The 16,982-nt window shown below is 71.0% G+C and carries 17 protein-coding genes; 11 read left to right on the forward strand and 6 right to left on the reverse strand.

Annotated features, from left to right (window positions below):
- Positions 1 to 49 precede the first annotated feature (49 nt).
- Complete coding sequence (locus tag Phou_RS23670) at positions 50 to 694, forward strand: hypothetical protein (RefSeq protein ID WP_173057995.1); 645 nt, start codon at positions 50 to 52, stop codon at positions 692 to 694.
- 64 nt (positions 695 to 758) lie between these two features.
- On the forward strand, positions 759 to 1,886 hold the full coding sequence (locus tag Phou_RS23675; RefSeq protein WP_173057996.1) for a hypothetical protein: 1,128 nt from the start codon (positions 759 to 761) through the stop codon (positions 1,884 to 1,886).
- A 278-nt stretch (positions 1,887 to 2,164) separates the two neighbouring features.
- On the opposite strand, the gene Phou_RS23680 is transcribed toward Phou_RS23675, so the two are convergent.
- Positions 2,165 to 3,145, reverse strand: coding sequence for a FecCD family ABC transporter permease (locus Phou_RS23680; protein WP_173057997.1), 981 nt, complete (start codon positions 3,143 to 3,145; stop codon positions 2,165 to 2,167).
- Positions 3,142 to 4,083 carry a FecCD family ABC transporter permease gene (locus Phou_RS23685; RefSeq protein ID WP_246273826.1) on the reverse strand — a complete coding sequence of 314 codons (942 nt, stop codon included), beginning with the start codon at positions 4,081 to 4,083 and terminating at the stop codon, positions 3,142 to 3,144. The genes Phou_RS23680 and Phou_RS23685 overlap by 4 nt, the downstream gene beginning before the upstream one ends.
- A 173-nt stretch (positions 4,084 to 4,256) precedes the next feature.
- Here Phou_RS23685 and Phou_RS23690 point away from each other — a divergent pair, with 173 nt between their 5' ends.
- Both Phou_RS23690 and Phou_RS23695 read left to right on the forward strand, forming a co-directional pair.
- Positions 4,257 to 5,252 (forward strand): ABC transporter substrate-binding protein, encoded by a 996-nt coding sequence (locus Phou_RS23690; protein WP_173057999.1) that lies wholly within the window; start codon positions 4,257 to 4,259, stop codon positions 5,250 to 5,252.
- Positions 5,253 to 5,258: 6 nt separating this feature from the next.
- Positions 5,259 to 6,023 carry a hypothetical protein gene (locus Phou_RS23695; RefSeq protein WP_173058000.1) on the forward strand — a complete coding sequence of 255 codons (765 nt, stop codon included), beginning with the start codon at positions 5,259 to 5,261 and terminating at the stop codon, positions 6,021 to 6,023.
- On the opposite strand, the gene Phou_RS55035 is transcribed toward Phou_RS23695, so the two are convergent.
- From Phou_RS55035 to Phou_RS23705, 3 genes are read right to left on the reverse strand one after another with little or no spacing between them, the layout of a single operon-like run.
- Positions 5,995 to 6,321, reverse strand: coding sequence for an FAD-binding oxidoreductase/lyase (locus Phou_RS55035; protein ID WP_308784470.1), 327 nt, complete (start codon positions 6,319 to 6,321; stop codon positions 5,995 to 5,997). The two genes, Phou_RS23695 and Phou_RS55035, sit on opposite strands and share 29 nt — an antisense overlap.
- Complete coding sequence (locus tag Phou_RS23700) at positions 6,291 to 7,286, reverse strand: NAD(P)/FAD-dependent oxidoreductase (RefSeq protein ID WP_308784471.1); 996 nt, start codon at positions 7,284 to 7,286, stop codon at positions 6,291 to 6,293. The genes Phou_RS55035 and Phou_RS23700 overlap by 31 nt, the downstream gene beginning before the upstream one ends.
- A 17-nt stretch (positions 7,287 to 7,303) precedes the next feature.
- A complete protein-coding gene (locus Phou_RS23705) occupies positions 7,304 to 8,650 on the reverse strand; it encodes an aspartate aminotransferase family protein (protein WP_173058001.1) in 1,347 nt (448 codons plus the stop codon).
- A gap of 197 nt (positions 8,651 to 8,847) precedes the next feature.
- Between Phou_RS23705 and Phou_RS23710 the strand changes: the two genes are divergently transcribed.
- Positions 8,848 to 9,450, forward strand: a complete 603-nt coding sequence (locus Phou_RS23710; protein WP_246273705.1) for a class I SAM-dependent methyltransferase — start codon at positions 8,848 to 8,850, stop codon at positions 9,448 to 9,450.
- 5 nt (positions 9,451 to 9,455) lie between these two features.
- Here Phou_RS23710 and Phou_RS23715 read toward each other — a convergent pair whose 3' ends face one another.
- Positions 9,456 to 9,941 carry an Lrp/AsnC family transcriptional regulator gene (locus Phou_RS23715; RefSeq protein ID WP_173058002.1) on the reverse strand — a complete coding sequence of 162 codons (486 nt, stop codon included), beginning with the start codon at positions 9,939 to 9,941 and terminating at the stop codon, positions 9,456 to 9,458.
- Positions 9,942 to 10,089: 148 nt separating this feature from the next.
- On the opposite strand from Phou_RS23715, the gene Phou_RS23720 reads away from it, so the two are divergent.
- The 6 genes from Phou_RS23720 to speB are packed head-to-tail and all read left to right on the forward strand — an operon-like array spanning position 10,090 to position 16,370.
- On the forward strand, positions 10,090 to 11,313 hold the full coding sequence (locus tag Phou_RS23720) for a polyamine ABC transporter substrate-binding protein (RefSeq protein ID WP_173058003.1): 1,224 nt from the start codon (positions 10,090 to 10,092) through the stop codon (positions 11,311 to 11,313).
- 1 nt (position 11,314) lies between these two features.
- A complete protein-coding gene (locus Phou_RS23725) occupies positions 11,315 to 12,445 on the forward strand; it encodes an ABC transporter ATP-binding protein (RefSeq protein WP_173058004.1) in 1,131 nt (376 codons plus the stop codon).
- A gap of 25 nt (positions 12,446 to 12,470) precedes the next feature.
- Positions 12,471 to 13,382, forward strand: a complete 912-nt coding sequence (locus Phou_RS23730) for an ABC transporter permease (protein ID WP_173058005.1) — start codon at positions 12,471 to 12,473, stop codon at positions 13,380 to 13,382.
- Between the two features lie 2 nt (positions 13,383 to 13,384).
- Positions 13,385 to 14,173 (forward strand): ABC transporter permease, encoded by a 789-nt coding sequence (locus Phou_RS23735; RefSeq protein ID WP_173058006.1) that lies wholly within the window; start codon positions 13,385 to 13,387, stop codon positions 14,171 to 14,173.
- A complete protein-coding gene (locus Phou_RS23740) occupies positions 14,173 to 15,375 on the forward strand; it encodes a saccharopine dehydrogenase family protein (RefSeq protein ID WP_173058890.1) in 1,203 nt (400 codons plus the stop codon). The genes Phou_RS23735 and Phou_RS23740 overlap by 1 nt, the downstream gene beginning before the upstream one ends.
- The gene (gene speB, locus Phou_RS23745; protein WP_218579070.1) at positions 15,372 to 16,370 is read left to right on the forward strand and encodes an agmatinase; all 999 of its coding nucleotides are present in this window, start codon (positions 15,372 to 15,374) and stop codon (positions 16,368 to 16,370) included. The genes Phou_RS23740 and speB overlap by 4 nt, the downstream gene beginning before the upstream one ends.
- The last annotated feature ends 612 nt before the right edge of the window (positions 16,371 to 16,982 follow it).

The raw sequence follows: 16,982 nt of genomic DNA on the forward strand, positions 1-16,982 counted from the left end.
CATCTTGCCCCGTCTGCCGGGAGGCGGATGAAACCGGTACGGTGCGCGCATGCGACATCTATGGAGTTTGCTCGCCGGCGTGGCCGCCGCGCCGCTCACCTGGGTGCTCGTCGCCACGGGCCAGGCGGAGTCGTCGAGCACGGTGGCCGGCTGGGCGCAGGCCCGGCGATACGACACGGTCGATCTCATCGAGCCCGCGGCGTACCTCGTAGTGGCCGGCGTCCTGCTCGGCATCATCGGCACGCTGCGCTTCTCGCCGCTCGGCCCGCTGGTCGCCGGGCTGCTGCTGATCACGCCGTACGCGGGGCTCTTCGTGGACCCGCTGGCCGTGCGGGACACGGTGCCCGACGGGTGGAGCGTCCTCGACCGGGACATCCCGCTGCTGGTGCCGCTCGACAACGGCACGCTCGTGCTTCTCGGCGCGCTGCTCGTGGTCGCCGCCTTCAGCGTGCAGCGGTGGCGGCGGTGGCCGCTGGCCAGTGGGTACTCGCCGGAGCCGTTCGTCATCAAGGACGAGCCGGACACGCTGCCCGACCTGGCCACCTCGTCGACCTCGTTGTCGTCGTTCAACGCGTTCGGCACCCAGCCGCTGCTGGACCCGGACGAGACGCCGACCGTGCCCAGCCGCCCCGGCGGCAAGACACCGTGGTCGGCGCCGCCCGCGGGGGCGGGCAAGCGCACAGACGGCGAGTAGCAGCAGTTCAGGAGCTTGCCCCCACGGGGTACGGTGCCCCTGCGGATGATGATGGGGAGGGCACATGCGCCACGCGGGTTCGCTCCTGCTGTCGCTGTTTCTGGCGCCGCTGATCTGGATCGCCACCGGCTACGGCCTGAACGAGATCGGCCGCACCCGCGCGGAGTTTGCCGGGGGCTTCAAGGTCGAGATCGTGTTCGGCCTGGCCGCGCTAATCGCCGGCGGCGTCATGTACGCGCTGCTGGTCATGGCACGCCTGTCACCGATCGGGCCGGCGCTGATCGGGCTGGTCTTCCTCGGCCTGTCCTCGTGGGCCGCGTTCGACCCGGCGTCCTACTTCGACACCATGCCCACCGACCTGCGCAACAACGACTTCGCGCTGACCTACCCCGCGCTGGGCTACTCAGCACTGCTCGCCATCCCACTGCTCGCGACGCTGCTGAGCCCACGCCGGTGGCGCCGATCCGCCCACCCGCCCGCCGCCACGCCCGCGGGCGCAACCCCGTACCCGATGCCGGCGGCCGGCATGCCCCCGGCGCCATCCCGCCCGGCGGCGCGTACGCCCCTCCGTACGGCGGCCCGCCCACCTTCGCCGCGACGCCCGGCTACCTGGCCCCACCCCTCCGCCGGGCGTGCCCGCACCGTCCCCTTCACCGGCGGACCCGCCCCATCGCCCTTCACCGGCGGCCCCCCGCCCCAGCCCGTCGACGCGGCGCCGACCGCCCCCTTCCCCACGGCACCGCCCTCGCCCTTCTCGGCGCCACCGACCAGTGCCCCGCCCGCACCGATCTCGGGCGCGCCGGCGGCAGGCGAGGCCCCGACGACGCGAATCCCGACGCAGACCCCGCCGCCCCCGGTCGAGCAGGAGACGACGACCCGCCTCAACCAGCCGCCACCGCAGCCCTCCGCGGAGGTCGCGACCACCCGGATACCAAGCTCGCCGACGCCCGCGCCACCGGTAGAAGCGCCGACCACGCGCATCCCCACCTCGACCCCCACCGGCGACCAGACCACGACGAGGATCGGCACGCCCGACTCCGAGGCCACCCAGCTGCTCAAGGGCCCGCCGCCCAAGGACGCCTACCCCCGGCCAGCCTGGTCCGCGCCCACGCCGCCGCCGATCACTCCGCCCGGCGCCCGCCAGCCCGACGACGACCTCGACGACCCGGAAGCCACCCAGCCTTCCCGCTAGGGAGATCACCCAACGCGGACGGCAGGCCGCGGGTGCAACGGTCCGGACCACCGCGACGGCGAGGCGGCGGGAGCGGGGTGAGGTTGCCCACCGCGGAGGGTGAGGCCGCGGGAGCAACGGTCCGGACCACCGCGGACATCGCGGTAGCTCTGAAGACCCAAGGTCCGAGTTCCCGCCCGTCGCTGCCGGGCCTCGCCGTCCGCGGTGGGGCGATTTCACCGCACGCCCCGGATCCGGCGCGATTTCGGCGCCCTGCGGAACGTCCCGAAGTCGGCTGCCTACGCGGCCGTGCGGCGCCAGCCCAGCAGCCAGATCAGGTACAGGCCGCCGAGTGCGGCTGTCACCACGCCGACCGGGAGTTGGGTCGGTGCGAGGGCGCGTTGGGCCACCAGGTCGCTGGCTAACAGCAGCGCGGCGCCCATCGCGGCCGAGGGCAGCGGGTTGGGCCCGGTGGCGCGGGTGAGGCGTCGGGCGAGTTGGGGTGCGGCCAGGGCGACGAACGCGATCGGGCCGGCGCAGGTGGTGCCGACAGCTGCCAGCGCTACCGCTGTGGCGATCAGCGCGAGTCGGACCCGCTCCACCGACACGCCGAGCGAGCGCGCGGTCTCGTCGCCCATCTCCAGCACCAGCGTGCGGCGGTGCAGCGCCAGCACGACCGGCAGGAGTGCCGCCAGCGTGGCGCTGGCCACGGCCGCGTGTGCCCAGCCGCGGGCGTTGAGGCTGCCCATGATCCAGAGGGCGGCGCGCTGGGAGTCGAAGATGTTCGCTCGGGCCAGTAGGTATGTGGTTACCGCGGTGAGTAGCGCTTGTACGGCGACCCCGATGATCACCAGCCGGTAGCCCTGCGAGCCGCGCCGGTAGGCGAGCAGGTAGACGGCCGCGGCCGCGGCGGCGCCACCCAGGACCGCGCCGGATGCGATCTCCAGCAGGCCGCCGCCGACCAGGATGATCATGATGAGTGCGCCTACGCTCGCGCCCGCCGTGAAGCCGATGACGTCGGGGCTGCCCAGCGGGTTGCGGGTGAGGCTCTGGAAGATCGCCCCGCTCGCGCCGAACGCCGCACCCACCGCGAGGGCGGTCAGCACCCGGGGGAGCCGCAGGTCCAGCACGATGTACTCGGTCGCCGGGTTTCCCTGCCCCACCAGGCTGCGCACCACGCCGGTGGGTGAGATCGGGTAGTCGCCCGTCCCGAGGGCGACGACGGCGACGGTGACGCAGGTGGCGAGCAGGGCCAGGCCGACCGCGAACGAGCGTTTCACAGCCGTGGCAGCCTTCCTCGCCGGCGCACCAGCACGATCAGCAGCGGCGCACCGACCACGGCGGTCACCACGCCGACGCCCACCTCGCTCGGGCGGGTGACCACCCGGCCCACGACGTCCGAGACCAGCAGCAGGATCGGCGCGAGCACAAGGGAGTACGGCACGAGCCACCGGTAGTCCGGCCCGGTGATCATGCGGGCCGCGTACGGGACCATCAGCCCGACGAACGCGATCGGACCCGCGGCCGCCGTCGCCGCACCGCAGAGCAGGGTGACGGCCACCGCGCCCAGTGCCCGCGTCCGGCCACGGTGGACGCCCAGCGCCTGCCCCGCCTCCTCGCCGAGCGCGAGCGCGTTGAGCGAAGGAGTGAGGGCCAGCGCGATCGCGGTACCGACGGCGAGAAACGGCAACATCGCCACGATCACGCCCGGGTCGGCGCTGGCCAGCGAGCCGACGATCCAGTTGCGCCAGCGGTCGAAGGTGGCCGAGTCGGTGAGCAGGATCGCGCGCCCGATCGCGTGCAGCACGTAGGTGAACGCGATCCCGGCCAGTACGAGTCGCACCGGGCTGGCACCCTCGCGGCCGCGCGCGCCGATCGCGTACACGAGCACCGCGCTCGCGGCCGCGCCGGCGAAGGCGAACCACACGTACGCCCACGGGCTGCTCAGCCCCACGATGCCGATCGCCACGAGCACGCCGAGGCCGGCGCCCTCGTTGATGCCGAGGATGCCCGGGTCGGCCAGCGGGTTGCGGGTGAGCGCCTGGATGAGCGCACCGGCGAGTCCCAGCCCTGCCCCGACGGCGAGCCCCAGCAGCGTGCGCGGCACCCGCAGGTCGCGGACCACCACGTGGTCGTCGATCCGCGGGTCGTAGTGCAGGAGTGCGTCGAGCACCGTGCCGATGGGGATCGACTTGGAGCCGACCGCGATCGACAGCATCGCCGCGGCCACCAGGGCCGCCCCGGCCGCGGCCAGGCCCCAGGCGAGCGCGGGTCGGGACCGCACGCCCGCCGCGGGCACACGCGCTGCGGTCGCCGTCACAAGATCCCTCCTCGACATCACGGTGCAGGTTAGCTTAGCCTCCCCTTATCTGGGCGAGGAGAGGTCGCGACGTGAGTGGAGTGAGCCGGCGGCGGCTGTTGATCGGCGGTGGCGCGGCGCTGTTCGTGCTGGCCGGATGTGGTGGCGACGGCGGCGGCGAGGCGCCCGGGTCGGCCGCGAGCGGCGGCGGCCTGTGGGAGTTCACCGACGACCGCGGCAAGAAGGCGACCCGCGACAGCCGGCCCACCAAGATCGTGGCTCAGCTCAGCGCGGCGGCGACCCTCTGGGACTTCGGCATCCGGCCGGTCGGCGTCTTCGGCGAGGCGAAAGGCAACGACGTGCTCAAGGGCAACGTCGAGGTCAACGCCGTGCAGTGGGTGGGCCAGACGTGGGGCGAGTTCAATATCGAGAAGCTGGCGTCGCTCGCGCCCGACCTGCTCGTCGCGCCGATGCAGAGCAAAGACCAGCTCTGGTACGTGCCAGAGGACGCGGTCGGCAAGATCGAGCCGCTCTGCCCGAGCGTCGGCATCAACCAGTTCGAGGTGCCCGTCGACCAGGTGATCGGTCGCTTCGCCGCGCTCGCCGGCTCGTTGGGCGCCGACCTCAACGCCAGCGCGGTGACCAGCGCCAAGGCCGACTTCGACGCGGCCGGCAAGGCGCTCGCCGAGGCGGTCACCGCCAAGCCGGGCCTCCGGGTGGCCTTCGTCAGCGGTACCAAGGAGAACCTCTACCTCGGCAACGCGAAGATCTTCTCCGACCTGGCGTTCCTGCAGAACCTCGGCGTCAACTTCGTCCAGCCCGCCGCGCCGGCCGACGAGCCGCACTGGGAGGTGCTCTCCTGGGAGCAGGCCGGCAAGTATCCGGCCGACGTGCTGCTCTACGACTCGCGCAACGCGTCGTACTTCACCACCGACCTGGCCCGCTACCCGACCGTGGCCAACCTGCCGGCGGTCAAGGCCAACCAGGCGGTTGCCTGGAACCCGGAGACGCCGTCCACCTGGGCCGCGTTCAGTGCGGCGCTGCGTGACCTCACCGGCAAGCTGAGCGCCTTCAAGACGGTCGCCTGATCCGCCATGCCGCCGGCCGACAGCCTCCTCGCGCGCTACAACGCGGCTGACGGCTACCCGCCGGCCGGCTCGGACCGGGAAGGCGACGGCTGGCACAGCCTCGGCGATCTGCACGCGAACGGAGCCGTGCTGGCGGCACAGATGCGGGCCTTCGTCACCTCTTCGGGCTGTCCCTCGGAGACCGCTGCCACGCACATGGCCGGCTGGGTGACCGGGTCGTTCATCCGGCTGCTCGTCTTCGCGTACCGGGAGGAGCGGCGGCTGCCACTGCTCACAGTGGACGGCACCGCGCTGCGCGTGGATGCCGACGGCTGGTTCAACGGGCTGGCGGTCGGCGCGCCCGCGCTGGCCGTCCTGCCCGGCGATCCGCTCGCCGGCGAGCCCGGCGTCGAAGTCACCTCCACAATGGACAGGGACCTCGTCGACGTCATCCTCGACCTTTCCACGCCCGTCATCGACACGTTGCGCGGCGTCTCGCGGCTGGGCCGCCGCACGGCCTGGGCGCTTGTCGCCGACACGGTGGTGAGCGCGTTCGCCGGTGAGCTGCCACCGGAGCCGGCGTACACCGCCGCGACGGAGGCGGAGCGGCTGCTCGCCGGCGCCGGCCCGCTCGCGATGCGGCGGCGGTGGATCGGTCCGGTGCCGCTCGCGTCGGCGTGCTGCCTCGCGTACAAGCGACCGGGGCTGGAGCACTGCGAGCGGGTCTGCCCCAAGCTCGACGAGCAGACCCGGCAGGAGCAGATCACAACCTGGCTGCGTCAGCCCACGTGACGAGCTTGCGAACGGCGTTGATGCCCATCCACCGCAGCGGCTCGGGCGGCCACCGGGGAGACTCGTGCCCCACCCACGGCAGCGACGTCAGCTCGCTCTCCACGCCGAGGACAAGGTCGGCGAGGGTACGCCCGGCGAGGTTCGTCGTGCCGACACCGTCGCCGACGTAGCCACCCGCCCACGCCAGCCCGGTCTCCCGGTCGAGCCCCACCGAGGCGGACCAGTCGCTGGCGACCCCGACAGCACCGCCCCAGCTGTGCGTGATCTTCACGCCGGCCAGCGCCGGGAAGAGCTCCACCAGCGCCTTGTAGAGCGCCGCGAAGACGCGCGGCTCGCTGTCGTACTCGGCGCTGGTCTTCGACCCGAAGTGGTACGGCGCGCCCCGCCCCCGAAGGCCAGCCGCCCGTCCGCCGTGCGCTGCCCGTAGATGATGAGCCGGCGGAAGTCGCTGAACGTCTCCCGCTCGGCCAGCCCCGCGACCGCCCAGAAGTCGTCCGGCAGCGGCGGCGTCGAGATCATCAGCGAGTACACGGGCGCAATCGCGCGGCGGGCGCCGGGCAGCTCGGGCGTGTACGCCTCCGTCGCCCGCACGATCACCGGTGCCCGAACGGTGCCGACCGGCGTCTCGGCCGCGCCCTTGCGCAGCTCGACCACCGGCGTCTGCTCGTAGATGGTGACGCCCCGCCGCTCCACCGCCCGGGCCAGCCCGCGCACCAGCCGAGCCGGGTGGATCGCGGCGCAGTGCGGCGTGTACATGCCGCCGAGCACGTTCGTCGCGCCGCACCGCCTCGCCGCCTCCGCGGCGTCCAGCAGTGCCACGTCGTCCTCGCCGAACCCGAACTCCCGCGCCTCCGCCACGGCCGCCTCGGCGCGGCGCAGCTGCCCCGGCGTCCGCGCCACCACGACAGTGCCGCCCTTGCTCCAGTGGCAGTCGATCTCCTCGGCCGCCGCGACCCGCCCCACCTCGTCCACTGTGGAGTTCATGGCGCGCTGCATCGCGACGACGCCCTCGCGGCCGTGGCGGTGCACCATCAGGCGCACCGGGGTGGGGAAGAGCGCCGAGCACCAGCCGCCGTTGCGCCCGGACGCGCCGTACCCGGCGAACTCCTTCTCCAGCACCACGACGCGCAGTGAGGGCGCGGCGGCGGCCAGGTAGTAGGCCGTCCACAGGCCGGTGTACCCGGCGCCGACGATCGCCACGTCGGCCACGAGAGAGCCACCCAGCGCCGGTCGCGGCGTCAGGTCATCGTCCACCGTGGACATCCAGAGGCTGTCCGCCTCTAGAGACGTTGCCATGCCTCGGCCAGCACGGCGCGCAGGATCTGCTCCATCTCGTCGAACTGCTCCTGCCCGGCGATCAGTGGCGGCGCCAGCTGCACGACCGGGTCGCCCCGGTCGTCGGCCCGGCAGTAGAGCCCGGCCTGGAAGAGCGCGGTGGAGAGGAAGCCGCGCAGCAGCCGCTCCGACTCGTCGTCGTCGAACGTGGCCCGGGTCTGCTTGTCCTTGACCAGCTCGATGCCATAGAAGTACCCGTCGCCCCGGACCTCACCGACGATCGGCAGGTCGTTGAGCTTTTCCAGCGTCGCCCGGAACGCGGCTTCGTTGGCGCGCACATGCCCGGTGAGATCCTCGCGGGCGAAGATGTCGAGGTTGGCGAGCGCCACCGCGCAGGAGACCGGGTGGCCGCCGAAGGTGACGCCGTGCGCGAACATGCCGGTCTCGGCGAGGAACGGCTCCATCAGCCGGTCGGAGGCGATCATCGCGCCGAGCGGCGAGTAGCCGGAGGTGAGGCCCTTGGCCGTGGTGATGATGTCGGGCTGGTAGCCGTAGCGAACCGCGCCGAAATACTCACCGAGGCGGCCCCAGGCGCAGATCACCTCGTCCGAGACGAGCAGCACGTCGTACTCGTCGCAGATCTCCCGGACCCGCTGGAAGTAGCCGGGTGGCGGCGGGAAGCAGCCCCCGGAGTTCTGCACCGGCTCGAGGAAGACCGCCGCGACCGTCTCCGGACCCTCGCGCTCGATCGCGCGGGCGATCTCGTCGGCCGCCCACCGCCCGAACGCCTCGATGTCGTCGCCGTGCTCCGGAGCCCGGTAGAAGTTTGTGTTCGGCACCTTGATGCCGCCGGGCACGAGCGGCTCGAAGTCGCTCTTGATGCCGGGCAGCCCGGTGATCGAGAGGGCGCCCATCGACGTCCCGTGGTACGCGATGAAGCGGCTGACCACCTTGTGCTTGGTGGGCTTGCCGACCCGCTTGTAGTAGGCGCGGGCAAGCTTCCACGCCGCCTCGACCGCCTCCGCGCCGCCAGTGGTGAAGAAGACCCGGTTGAGGTCGCCCGGCGTGAGCGCGGCGATCCGCTCGGCCAGCTCGATCGCGGTCGGGTGCGCGTACGACCACAGCGGGAAGAACGCGAGCTCGGCCGCCTGCTTGGCGGAGGCCTCAGCCAGCTCGGTACGGCCGTGGCCGGCGTTGACCACGAAGAGGCCGGCGAGGCCGTCAAGGTAGCGGCGGCCCTGCGCGTCCCAGACGTAGGCACCCTCGCCGCGGACGATCGTGGGCACCTCGCCCTCGCGGTAGCTGGCCATGCGCGTGAAGTGCATCCAGAGGTGATCGGTCGCGTTGCCCATGCCACGATTACCGCATAGTCGAAGCGTGCCTGGCAAGCGAATCCGTCACGCGAGAAACCGGACGCAACGGATTTCGTTGACTCACCGCCCATTTGGCCCTCTGTACTCCCTGCGCCGACCCGATCTCCTTCTACTGGCCACCCGTCTGGTCCACCGGGAGGAGGGTGATCGTCACCGCGCTCACAAAACTTGGCGGCGTGACCGACGACGCGATGCGGTTCTTCCGCGAGTTCGCCCGCGCACCCCTCTCCGTGGGTGCGATCGCACCAAGCTCTCCCGTCCTCGCCCGCCACATCTGTGCCACGGTCCCCGAGGGTGGCGATCCGGTGGTGGTCGAGCTCGGGCCGGGAACGGGCGCGTTCACCGGCGTCATCCAGCGCCGCCTGGCCGGCCGCGGCCACCACCTGGCGGTCGAGCTCAACCCGGTGTTCGCCGCCCGGCTCGCGGACCGGTACCCCGGCCTGGACGTCGCCGTCTCCGACGCGGCACACCTCAGCGACCTGCTCGACGCCCGCGGCCTCGGCCCGGCCGACGCGATCGTCAGCGGCCTGCCCTGGGCCGCCTTCTCCGCCCACCGGCAGGGAAGCGTGCTGGACGCCGTGCGGCGCGCGCTCGCGCCTGGCGGCGCCTTCACCACCTTCGCGTACGTACACGCGCTGTGGGCGCCGCCCGCCCGCCGCCTCCGCTCCGCCCTGCGCGCCGCCTTCGAGGAAGTGGTCGTCGGCCGCACGGTGTGGCGCAACGTGCCGCCCGCGCTCGTCTACCACGCCCGCCGCCCGCGAGCCCTCGCTCCCGCATAGGGGCTTTAGGCGGTACCCCAGGTATATGTCTGTTTGCGGAGCTTGAGGTAGACGAACGCCTCCGTCGCGATCACGCCCTCGACCTGGCGCAGCCGGCTGATGATTTCGAGCAGGTGGTCGTCGTTGCGGCAGACCACCTCGGTCAGCAGGTCGAACGAGCCGGCGGTGATCACGACGTAGTCGAGCTCCTCCAGCTCGGCCAGCCGGTCGGCGATGGCCTCCAGGTCGCCCGTGGTGCGCAGGCCGATCATGGCCTGGCGCGGGAAGCCGAGCTGCAGCGGGTCGGTGACCGCCACGATCTGCATGACGCCGGCGTCCAGCAGTCGCTGCACCCGCTGCCGCACCGCGGCCTCGGAGAGGCCGACCGCCTTGCCGATGGTGGCGTACGGCCGCCGCCCATCCTCTTGCAGTTGCTCGATGATCTGCTTGCCGACGTCATCGAGCAGCACGTGGGCCACACCATCGCCCACGCCCTGCCGCGGCTTCGCCATCCGTCGCCTCCCGCGAGCACTGTTTCATTCGTATTTCGTTGCGAATTGGCTCTTCTGCAACGGAATCCTTGTGACTTGGCATTACATCATGCCAGGATCAGGCGTCGGATCGTACGAAGCATTCTCGCGAACCACTCTGGAGCCGCACATGCGCCTCACACATAGCCCCCTGTCACCCGAGGCCTCCGCCGTGCTGTCGGCCACCAGGTTCTCACGGCGCACGCTCGTGCGCGGCGCGGCAGCCTCTGGCGCGCTGCTCACCACGGGCGGCCTGCTCACCGCGTGTGGCACCGAGGGCACCAAACAGTCCGAGGACAGCTGCGTCAGCGAGGACACCTCCAGCACGGACAAGAAGCTGGCCTTCTCCAACTGGCCACAATATATGGACGTCGATGAAAAGGATGAGTCGAAGCATCCCACGCTCATCGCGTTCCAGGAGAGCAGCGGCATCCAGGTCACCTACACCGAGGACGTCAACGACAACGACGAGTTCTTCGGCAAGGTGCAAAACCAGCTCTCCGGGTGCCAGCCCACCGACCGCGACATCTTCGTCCTCACGGACTGGATGGCCGCCCGCATGATCCGGCTCGGCTGGCTGCAGAAGCTCAACAAGGCCAACATCCCCAACGTTCAGGCCAACCTGCTGCGTTCGCTGCGCGCCCGCCCGTTCGACAAGGGCGACGAGTACGCGGTGCCGTGGCAGTCCGGCCTCACCGGCATCGCCTACAACGGCGACGTGACCGGCGAGGTGCGCACGATCGACGAGCTGCTCACCAAGCCGGAGCTCAAGGGCAAGGTCACGTTCCTGACCGAGATGCGCGACACGATGGGCCTGATGCTCCTGTCGAACGGGCACGACCCGAGCAACTTCACCGAGGCACAGTTCGACGACGCGCTGGAGAAGCTCAAGCGGGGTGTCTCTTCTGGACAGATCCGCAAGTTCACCGGCAACGACTACGCGACGGACCTCGCCAAGGGCGACATCGCGGCGTGCGTGGCGTGGTCCGGCGACGTGATCCAGCTTTCCGGCGAAAACGAGAAGATCAAGTTCGTCGCGCCGGACTCGGGGCTCATGCTCTGGTCGGACAACATGCTCGTGCCGAACAAGGCGGCCCACAAGGCCAACGCCGAGAAGCTCATCGACTACTACTACGACCCGAGCGTGGCGGCTGAGCTCGCGGCGTACGTCAACTACATCTGCCCGGTGCAGGGCGCCCAAGAGAAGATCACGGACATCGACCCCGACCTGGCGAAGAACCCGCTGATCTTCCCCGACGACGCGACGCTCGCCAAGACGAAGGTCTTCATGGCGCTCGACGAGGCGCAGGAGCGGTCGTACTCCACGAAGTTCCAGCAGGCTATCGGGGCGTGATATGGCTGAAAAAGGCGAGCTGCAGCTGGTCAACCTGACAAAGCGTTTCGGGATCTTCACAGCGGTCGACGACCTCAGCCTCACGATCCCGGAGGGTGGGTTCTTCGCACTGCTGGGCGCGTCCGGCTGCGGCAAGACCACGACGCTGCGCATGGTGGCCGGGCTGGAGGAGCCGACGAGCGGCAAGGTGCTGCTCGGCGGCAAGGACATCAGCCGGCTCCGGCCGTACAAGCGGCCGGTCAACACCGTGTTCCAGAGCTATGCGCTCTTCCCGCACCTGGACGTCTTCGAAAACATCGCGTTCGGCCTGCGCCGCCGCGGCGTCGGCGACATCCGGGCGCAGGTCGAGCGCATGCTCGCCCTGGTGCAGCTGGAGGGCTTCGGCAAGCGCCGCCCCGCCCAGCTCTCCGGCGGGCAGCAGCAGCGGGTCGCGCTCGCCCGGGCCCTCATCAACCACCCGCAGGTGCTGCTGCTCGACGAGCCGCTCGGCGCACTCGACCTCAAGCTGCGGCGGCAGATGCAGATCGAGCTCAAGCGCATCCAGACCGAGGTCGGGCTGACCTTCGTGCACGTCACCCACGACCAGGAGGAGGCCATGACGATGGCCGACACGGTCGCGGTGATGAACGCGGGGCGGATCGAGCAGCTCGGCGCGCCGGCGGAGATCTACGAGTTCCCGTCCACGCCGTTCGTCGCCAACTTCCTCGGCCAGTCCAACCTGCTCGCCGGAGAGGTGGCCGGCCGTTCCGGCCAGGAAGTGCTGGTTTCGGCGTACGGCTCGCGCTTCTCGGTGCCCGCGGACCGCTGCCGGGCCGTCGATGGAGACGTCTATCTGGGGGTACGGCCGGAGAAGCTGCACCTCGCCCCGAACACCGACTCGGTGCCCGCCGGCCACCAGTGGGTCACCGGGGTCGTCTCCGACTCCTCCTACGTCGGCGTGAGCACGCAGTACCTCGTCCGCACGCCCTGGGGCACCGAGGTCTCGGCGTTCGCGTCGAACGCCGGCGTGCTCGCCCAGGTGCCGGTCGGCGCGCAGGTCGTGGCGTACTGGCGGCCCGAGCACGCGTTCCTGCTCAGCCGCCAGGCCGGCGCGGGCGACGCCACCCAGCCCCTTCTGGAGTCCGTGTCGTGAGCGAGCGAACCAACCCGGAGGCACAGTGAGTGTCGTCGGGCACATCGGCACCGCGGTCGGTCCACATGAGACACCGCCGCCGCCCCCGAGGAAGGGGCGGCGGCTCCTGCCGTACCTGCTGCTGCTCCCCGGCGGGCTGTGGCTGACCATCTTCTTCGCGGTACCCGCGGTGCAGCTCGCCGCCACCAGCCTGTACGACCCGGCCGGGTCGCTGCAGGAGGGGTACGCGATGACGTGGGAGTTTGGCAACTACGTCGACGCGCTCTCCGCGTACTGGCCGCATTTCGTGCGCTCGCTCGTTTACGCGGGCATCGCCACGGTGCTGTGCCTGCTGCTTGGCTACCCGCTGGCGTACGCGATCGCGCAGAAGGCCACCCGCTTCAAAAACCTCATGCTCGTCTGCGTCATCGCGCCGTTCTTCACCAGCTTCCTCGTGCGCACGCTGGCCTGGAAGACGATCCTCTCGGACAACGGCGTCGTCGTCGGCACGCTGCGCGACATCGGCATCCTCGGCTCCGACGGCCGCCTGCTGGCCACGTCGACGGCCGTGGTGCTCGGCCTGACGTACAACTTCCTGCCGTTCATGGTGCTGCCGCTCTACGCGAGCCTCGACCGCCTCGACGGTCGGCTGCTGGAGGCGGCCAACGACCTGTACGCGAGCCCGGTGCGCGCGTTCACCAAGGTGACGCTGCCGCTATCGATGCCCGGCGTGGTGGCCGGCACCCTGCTCACGTTCATCCCCGCGGCGGGCGACTACATCAACGCGGAGCTGCTCGGCACGCCCAACCAGTACATGATCGGCAACGTGATCGACTCCGCCTTCCTCGTGCGGCTCGACTACCCGCAGGCGGCGGCGCTGTCGTTCATCCTGATGGCCGTGATCCTGGCGATGGTGTTCGTGTACGTGCGCCGCGCCGGAACGGACGAGGTGCTCTAGCCATGAAACTGGGGCGCTGGCTGTCCGACCACTGGGTGATGGGCGTGGGCGTGCTCGTCCTCGCCTACCTCTTCCTGCCCATCGCGGTGGTGATGGGCTTGTCGTTCAACGAGCCGTCGAGCCGCCTGTCGTACGACTTCAACAAGTTCACATTGGACAACTGGACCAACCCATGCGGTCCGGGCGACATGTGCGACGCGGTCGTACGCAGCGTGCAGATCGGCTTCATCGCGACCGTCGGGGCGACCGTGCTCGGCACGCTGATGGCGTTCGCGCTGGTCCGCCACCGCTTCCGCGGCCGCGGCGCGACCAACCTGCTCATCTTCCTGCCGATGGCCACACCCGAAGTGGTGATGGGCTCGTCGCTGCTCGCCCTCTTCGTGGCGGGCGGGGTGTCGCTCGGCTTCTGGACGGTCGTCATCGCGCACGTGATGTTCTGCGTCTCGTTCGTCGTCGTCACCGTCAAGGCTCGACTGTCCGGACTGGACAGCCGGCTCGAGGAGGCGGCTATGGACCTGTACGCGAGCGAGTTCCAGACGTTCCGCAAGGTGACGCTGCCGCTGGTCTTCCCGGGCATCGTCGCGGCGGCGCTGCTCGCGTTCTCGCTGTCGTTCGACGACTTCATCATCACGAACTTCAACTCCGGCACCACCGTCACCTTCCCGATGTACGTCTGGGGCGCCGCCCAGCGGGGCATCCCGCCGCAGGTGAACGTCGTCGGCACCGCCATGTTCCTGATCGCGCTGCTACTGGTGCTCAGCACGTCCGTACGCCGGAGGAAAACAGCGTGATGCGCATCCTGCTCGTCGGCGCCGGTGGCGTTGGCTCCGCCGCGGTGCCCATCGCCGCCCGGCGGTCGTTCTTCGAGGCGATGGTCGTGGCCGACTACGACGAAGGCCGGGCCGCCCGCGCCGTGTCCACCGTGGACGGCCGCTTCACAGCCGCCCGGGTCGACGCATCCTCGGCCGAGGCGGTGGCCGCGCTCTGCCGCGAGCACCGCATCACCCACGTGCTCAACGCGGTCGACCCGCGCTTCGTCATGCCCATCTTCGAGGGGGCGTACGCCGCCGGCGCCGACTACCTCGACATGGCGATGTCGCTGTCCAAGCCACACCCGGAGCGGCCGCACGCGGACACCGGCGTGAAGCTCGGCGACGACCAGTTCGCCCAGGCCGAGCGGTGGGCGGCGAGCGGGCGGCTGGCGCTGGTCGGCATGGGCGTCGAGCCGGGGCTGTCCGACGTCTTCGCGCGGTACGCGGCCGACGAGCTCTTCAGCGAGATCGACGAGATCGGCGTGCGCGACGGGGCCAACCTCGTCGTGGACGGGTACGACTTCGCGCCGTCGTTCTCCATCTGGACCACCATCGAGGAGTGCCTCAACCCGCCGGTGATCTGGGAGGCCGGCAAGGGTTGGCACACCACCGAGCCGTTCTCCGAGCCGGAGGTCTTCGACTTTCCGGAGGGCATCGGCCCGGTCGAGTGCGTCAACGTCGAGCACGAAGAGGTGCTGCTGATCCCGCGCTGGGTCGACGCCAAGCGGGTCACGTTCAAGTACGGGCTGGGCAGCGAGTTCATCGACGTGCTCCGTACCCTCCACAAGCTGGGCCTGGACGGCACCGCACCCGTGCGGGTCGGCGGGGTCTCGGTGGCGCCGCGCGACGTGGTGGCCGCCTGCCTGCCCGACCCGGCGACGCTCGGCGACAGGATGCGGGGCAAGACGTGCGCCGGCACCTGGGTGCGCGGCACCGGCAAGTCCGGCGAGCCGCGCGCCGTGTACCTCTACCACGTGGTCGACAATGAGTGGTCGATGCGCGAGTACGGTCACCAGGCCGTCGTGTGGCAGACCGCGATCAACCCGGTGGTGGCGCTCGAGCTGCTCGCCGCCGGCACGTGGTCGGGCACCGGCGTGCTGGGCCCGGAGGCTTTCCCGGCCCGGCCGTTCCTGGACCTGCTGACCGCGTACGGCTCGCCATGGGGGATGGAGGAGCGATGAGGTACGGCCCGATGTTCGGTCCGGACGTGACGTTTCTGGGCGTGGACCGGTGTGACCTCGGCGAGCCGTCGTCGTTCGCTGACGCCGACGTGGTCATCCTGGGCGCGCCCTTCGACGGCGGCACGACCAACCGTCCCGGCACCCGCTTCGGGCCGTCCGCCATGCGCCAGGCGTGCTACCTCGAGCACGACGGCAGCCGCCCGTCGCTCGCACTGCGCACGGACGGCCTGCGCGACCTGAAGGTGTACGACGCGGGCGACGTCGAGATGTTCAGCGGCGACATCGAGCGGGCACTCGGCGCGCTGGAGGAGGCCGTCGCCACCGTTGCCGCGGCGGGCGCGATCCCGCTGGTGCTCGGCGGCGACCACTCCATCACGCTCCCGGACGCCAAGGGCGTGGCCCGCCACCACGGGTACGGCCGCGTGTCCATGGTGCACTTCGACGCGCACGCCGACACGGGCGAGATCGAGTTCGGCTCGCTCTACGGCCACGGCCTCCCGATGCGCCGCCTCATCGAGTCCGGCGCGATCCGCGGCGACCGGTTCCTCCAAATTGGACTGCGCGGCTACTGGCCCGGCCCTACGGTGCTGGACTGGATGGCCGAGCAGCGCATGCGCTCGTACGAGATGAGCGAGATCGTGGCCCGCGGCGTCGACGAATGCTTGAGCGAGGCGTTCACGACAGCGGTCGACGAGTGCGAGGGCGTGTTCCTGTCGGTCGACATCGACGTGGTCGACCCCGGCATGGCGCCCGGCACCGGCACTCCCGAGCCCGGCGGCCTCACGGCCCGGCAACTGCTGGACGCCGTACGCCGCTGCTGCCTTGAGCTACCCATCGTGGGCGTCGACGTCGTGGAGGTCTCGCCGCCGTACGACCACGCGGACATCACCGCCTACCTCGGCAACCGCGTGGTGCTCGAAGCCCTGTCGGCGGTCGCCCGCCGCCGCTCCGGCGAGCCCTGGGACCCGAGCCAACCCCTGCTCGACGGCCGCTGACCCTCGCAATCTCTCGGCCTCAGGGCGGATGCGACCCAGGCGGCCTTCGAGAAAAGATCCAAACCCGAACAGATCCGGGCTACCGCGGCGCCCGCCGTGGTCCGGACCGTTGCTCCCGCGGCCTCACCGTCCGCGGTCGCCCAGCTCACCTCAAAAGCTCGCTCCCGCGGAAGGCGCGGTGGCACCTCAGCGCTCCGGCTGGCGAGCGGGTTGTGATCGTGGCTTTGGTGATCGCGGCGTTGGCGGTTTCGGCTGGGCGGCGTGGCAGGCGACGTCGGTGAGGATGACCTCGGTGGCGTCGATCTGGTAGCAGTACCGCGGTCGGGCGTAGGTGAAACGCCGCCATGAGCTACGCGGTCGTTTGGCCGAGTTCCGGTCCGGCAAGTCGTATCGGGCCAGGACCCGGTTGATGTCGACCGGGACGGTACCGCCCAGCCCGGAGTGCTGTGGGCGCTGATGCCGGCCAGCGCGTCGCGGATGTGGTCCGCGCCGTTGTCCGGGGCCAGGTCGACGCGGAGCTTGCAGATCCACGCGTCCAGCTCGGCGCAGGTCGTGGCGGCCCGCGATGCGGCCGCCGGGACCGTGGCCGCCACCGGCCCTCGGCCTCGATCC

It is taken from the genome of Phytohabitans houttuyneae, assembly GCF_011764425.1.
In the GTDB taxonomy this organism is placed as follows: Bacteria; Actinomycetota; Actinomycetes; order Mycobacteriales; family Micromonosporaceae; genus Phytohabitans; species Phytohabitans houttuyneae.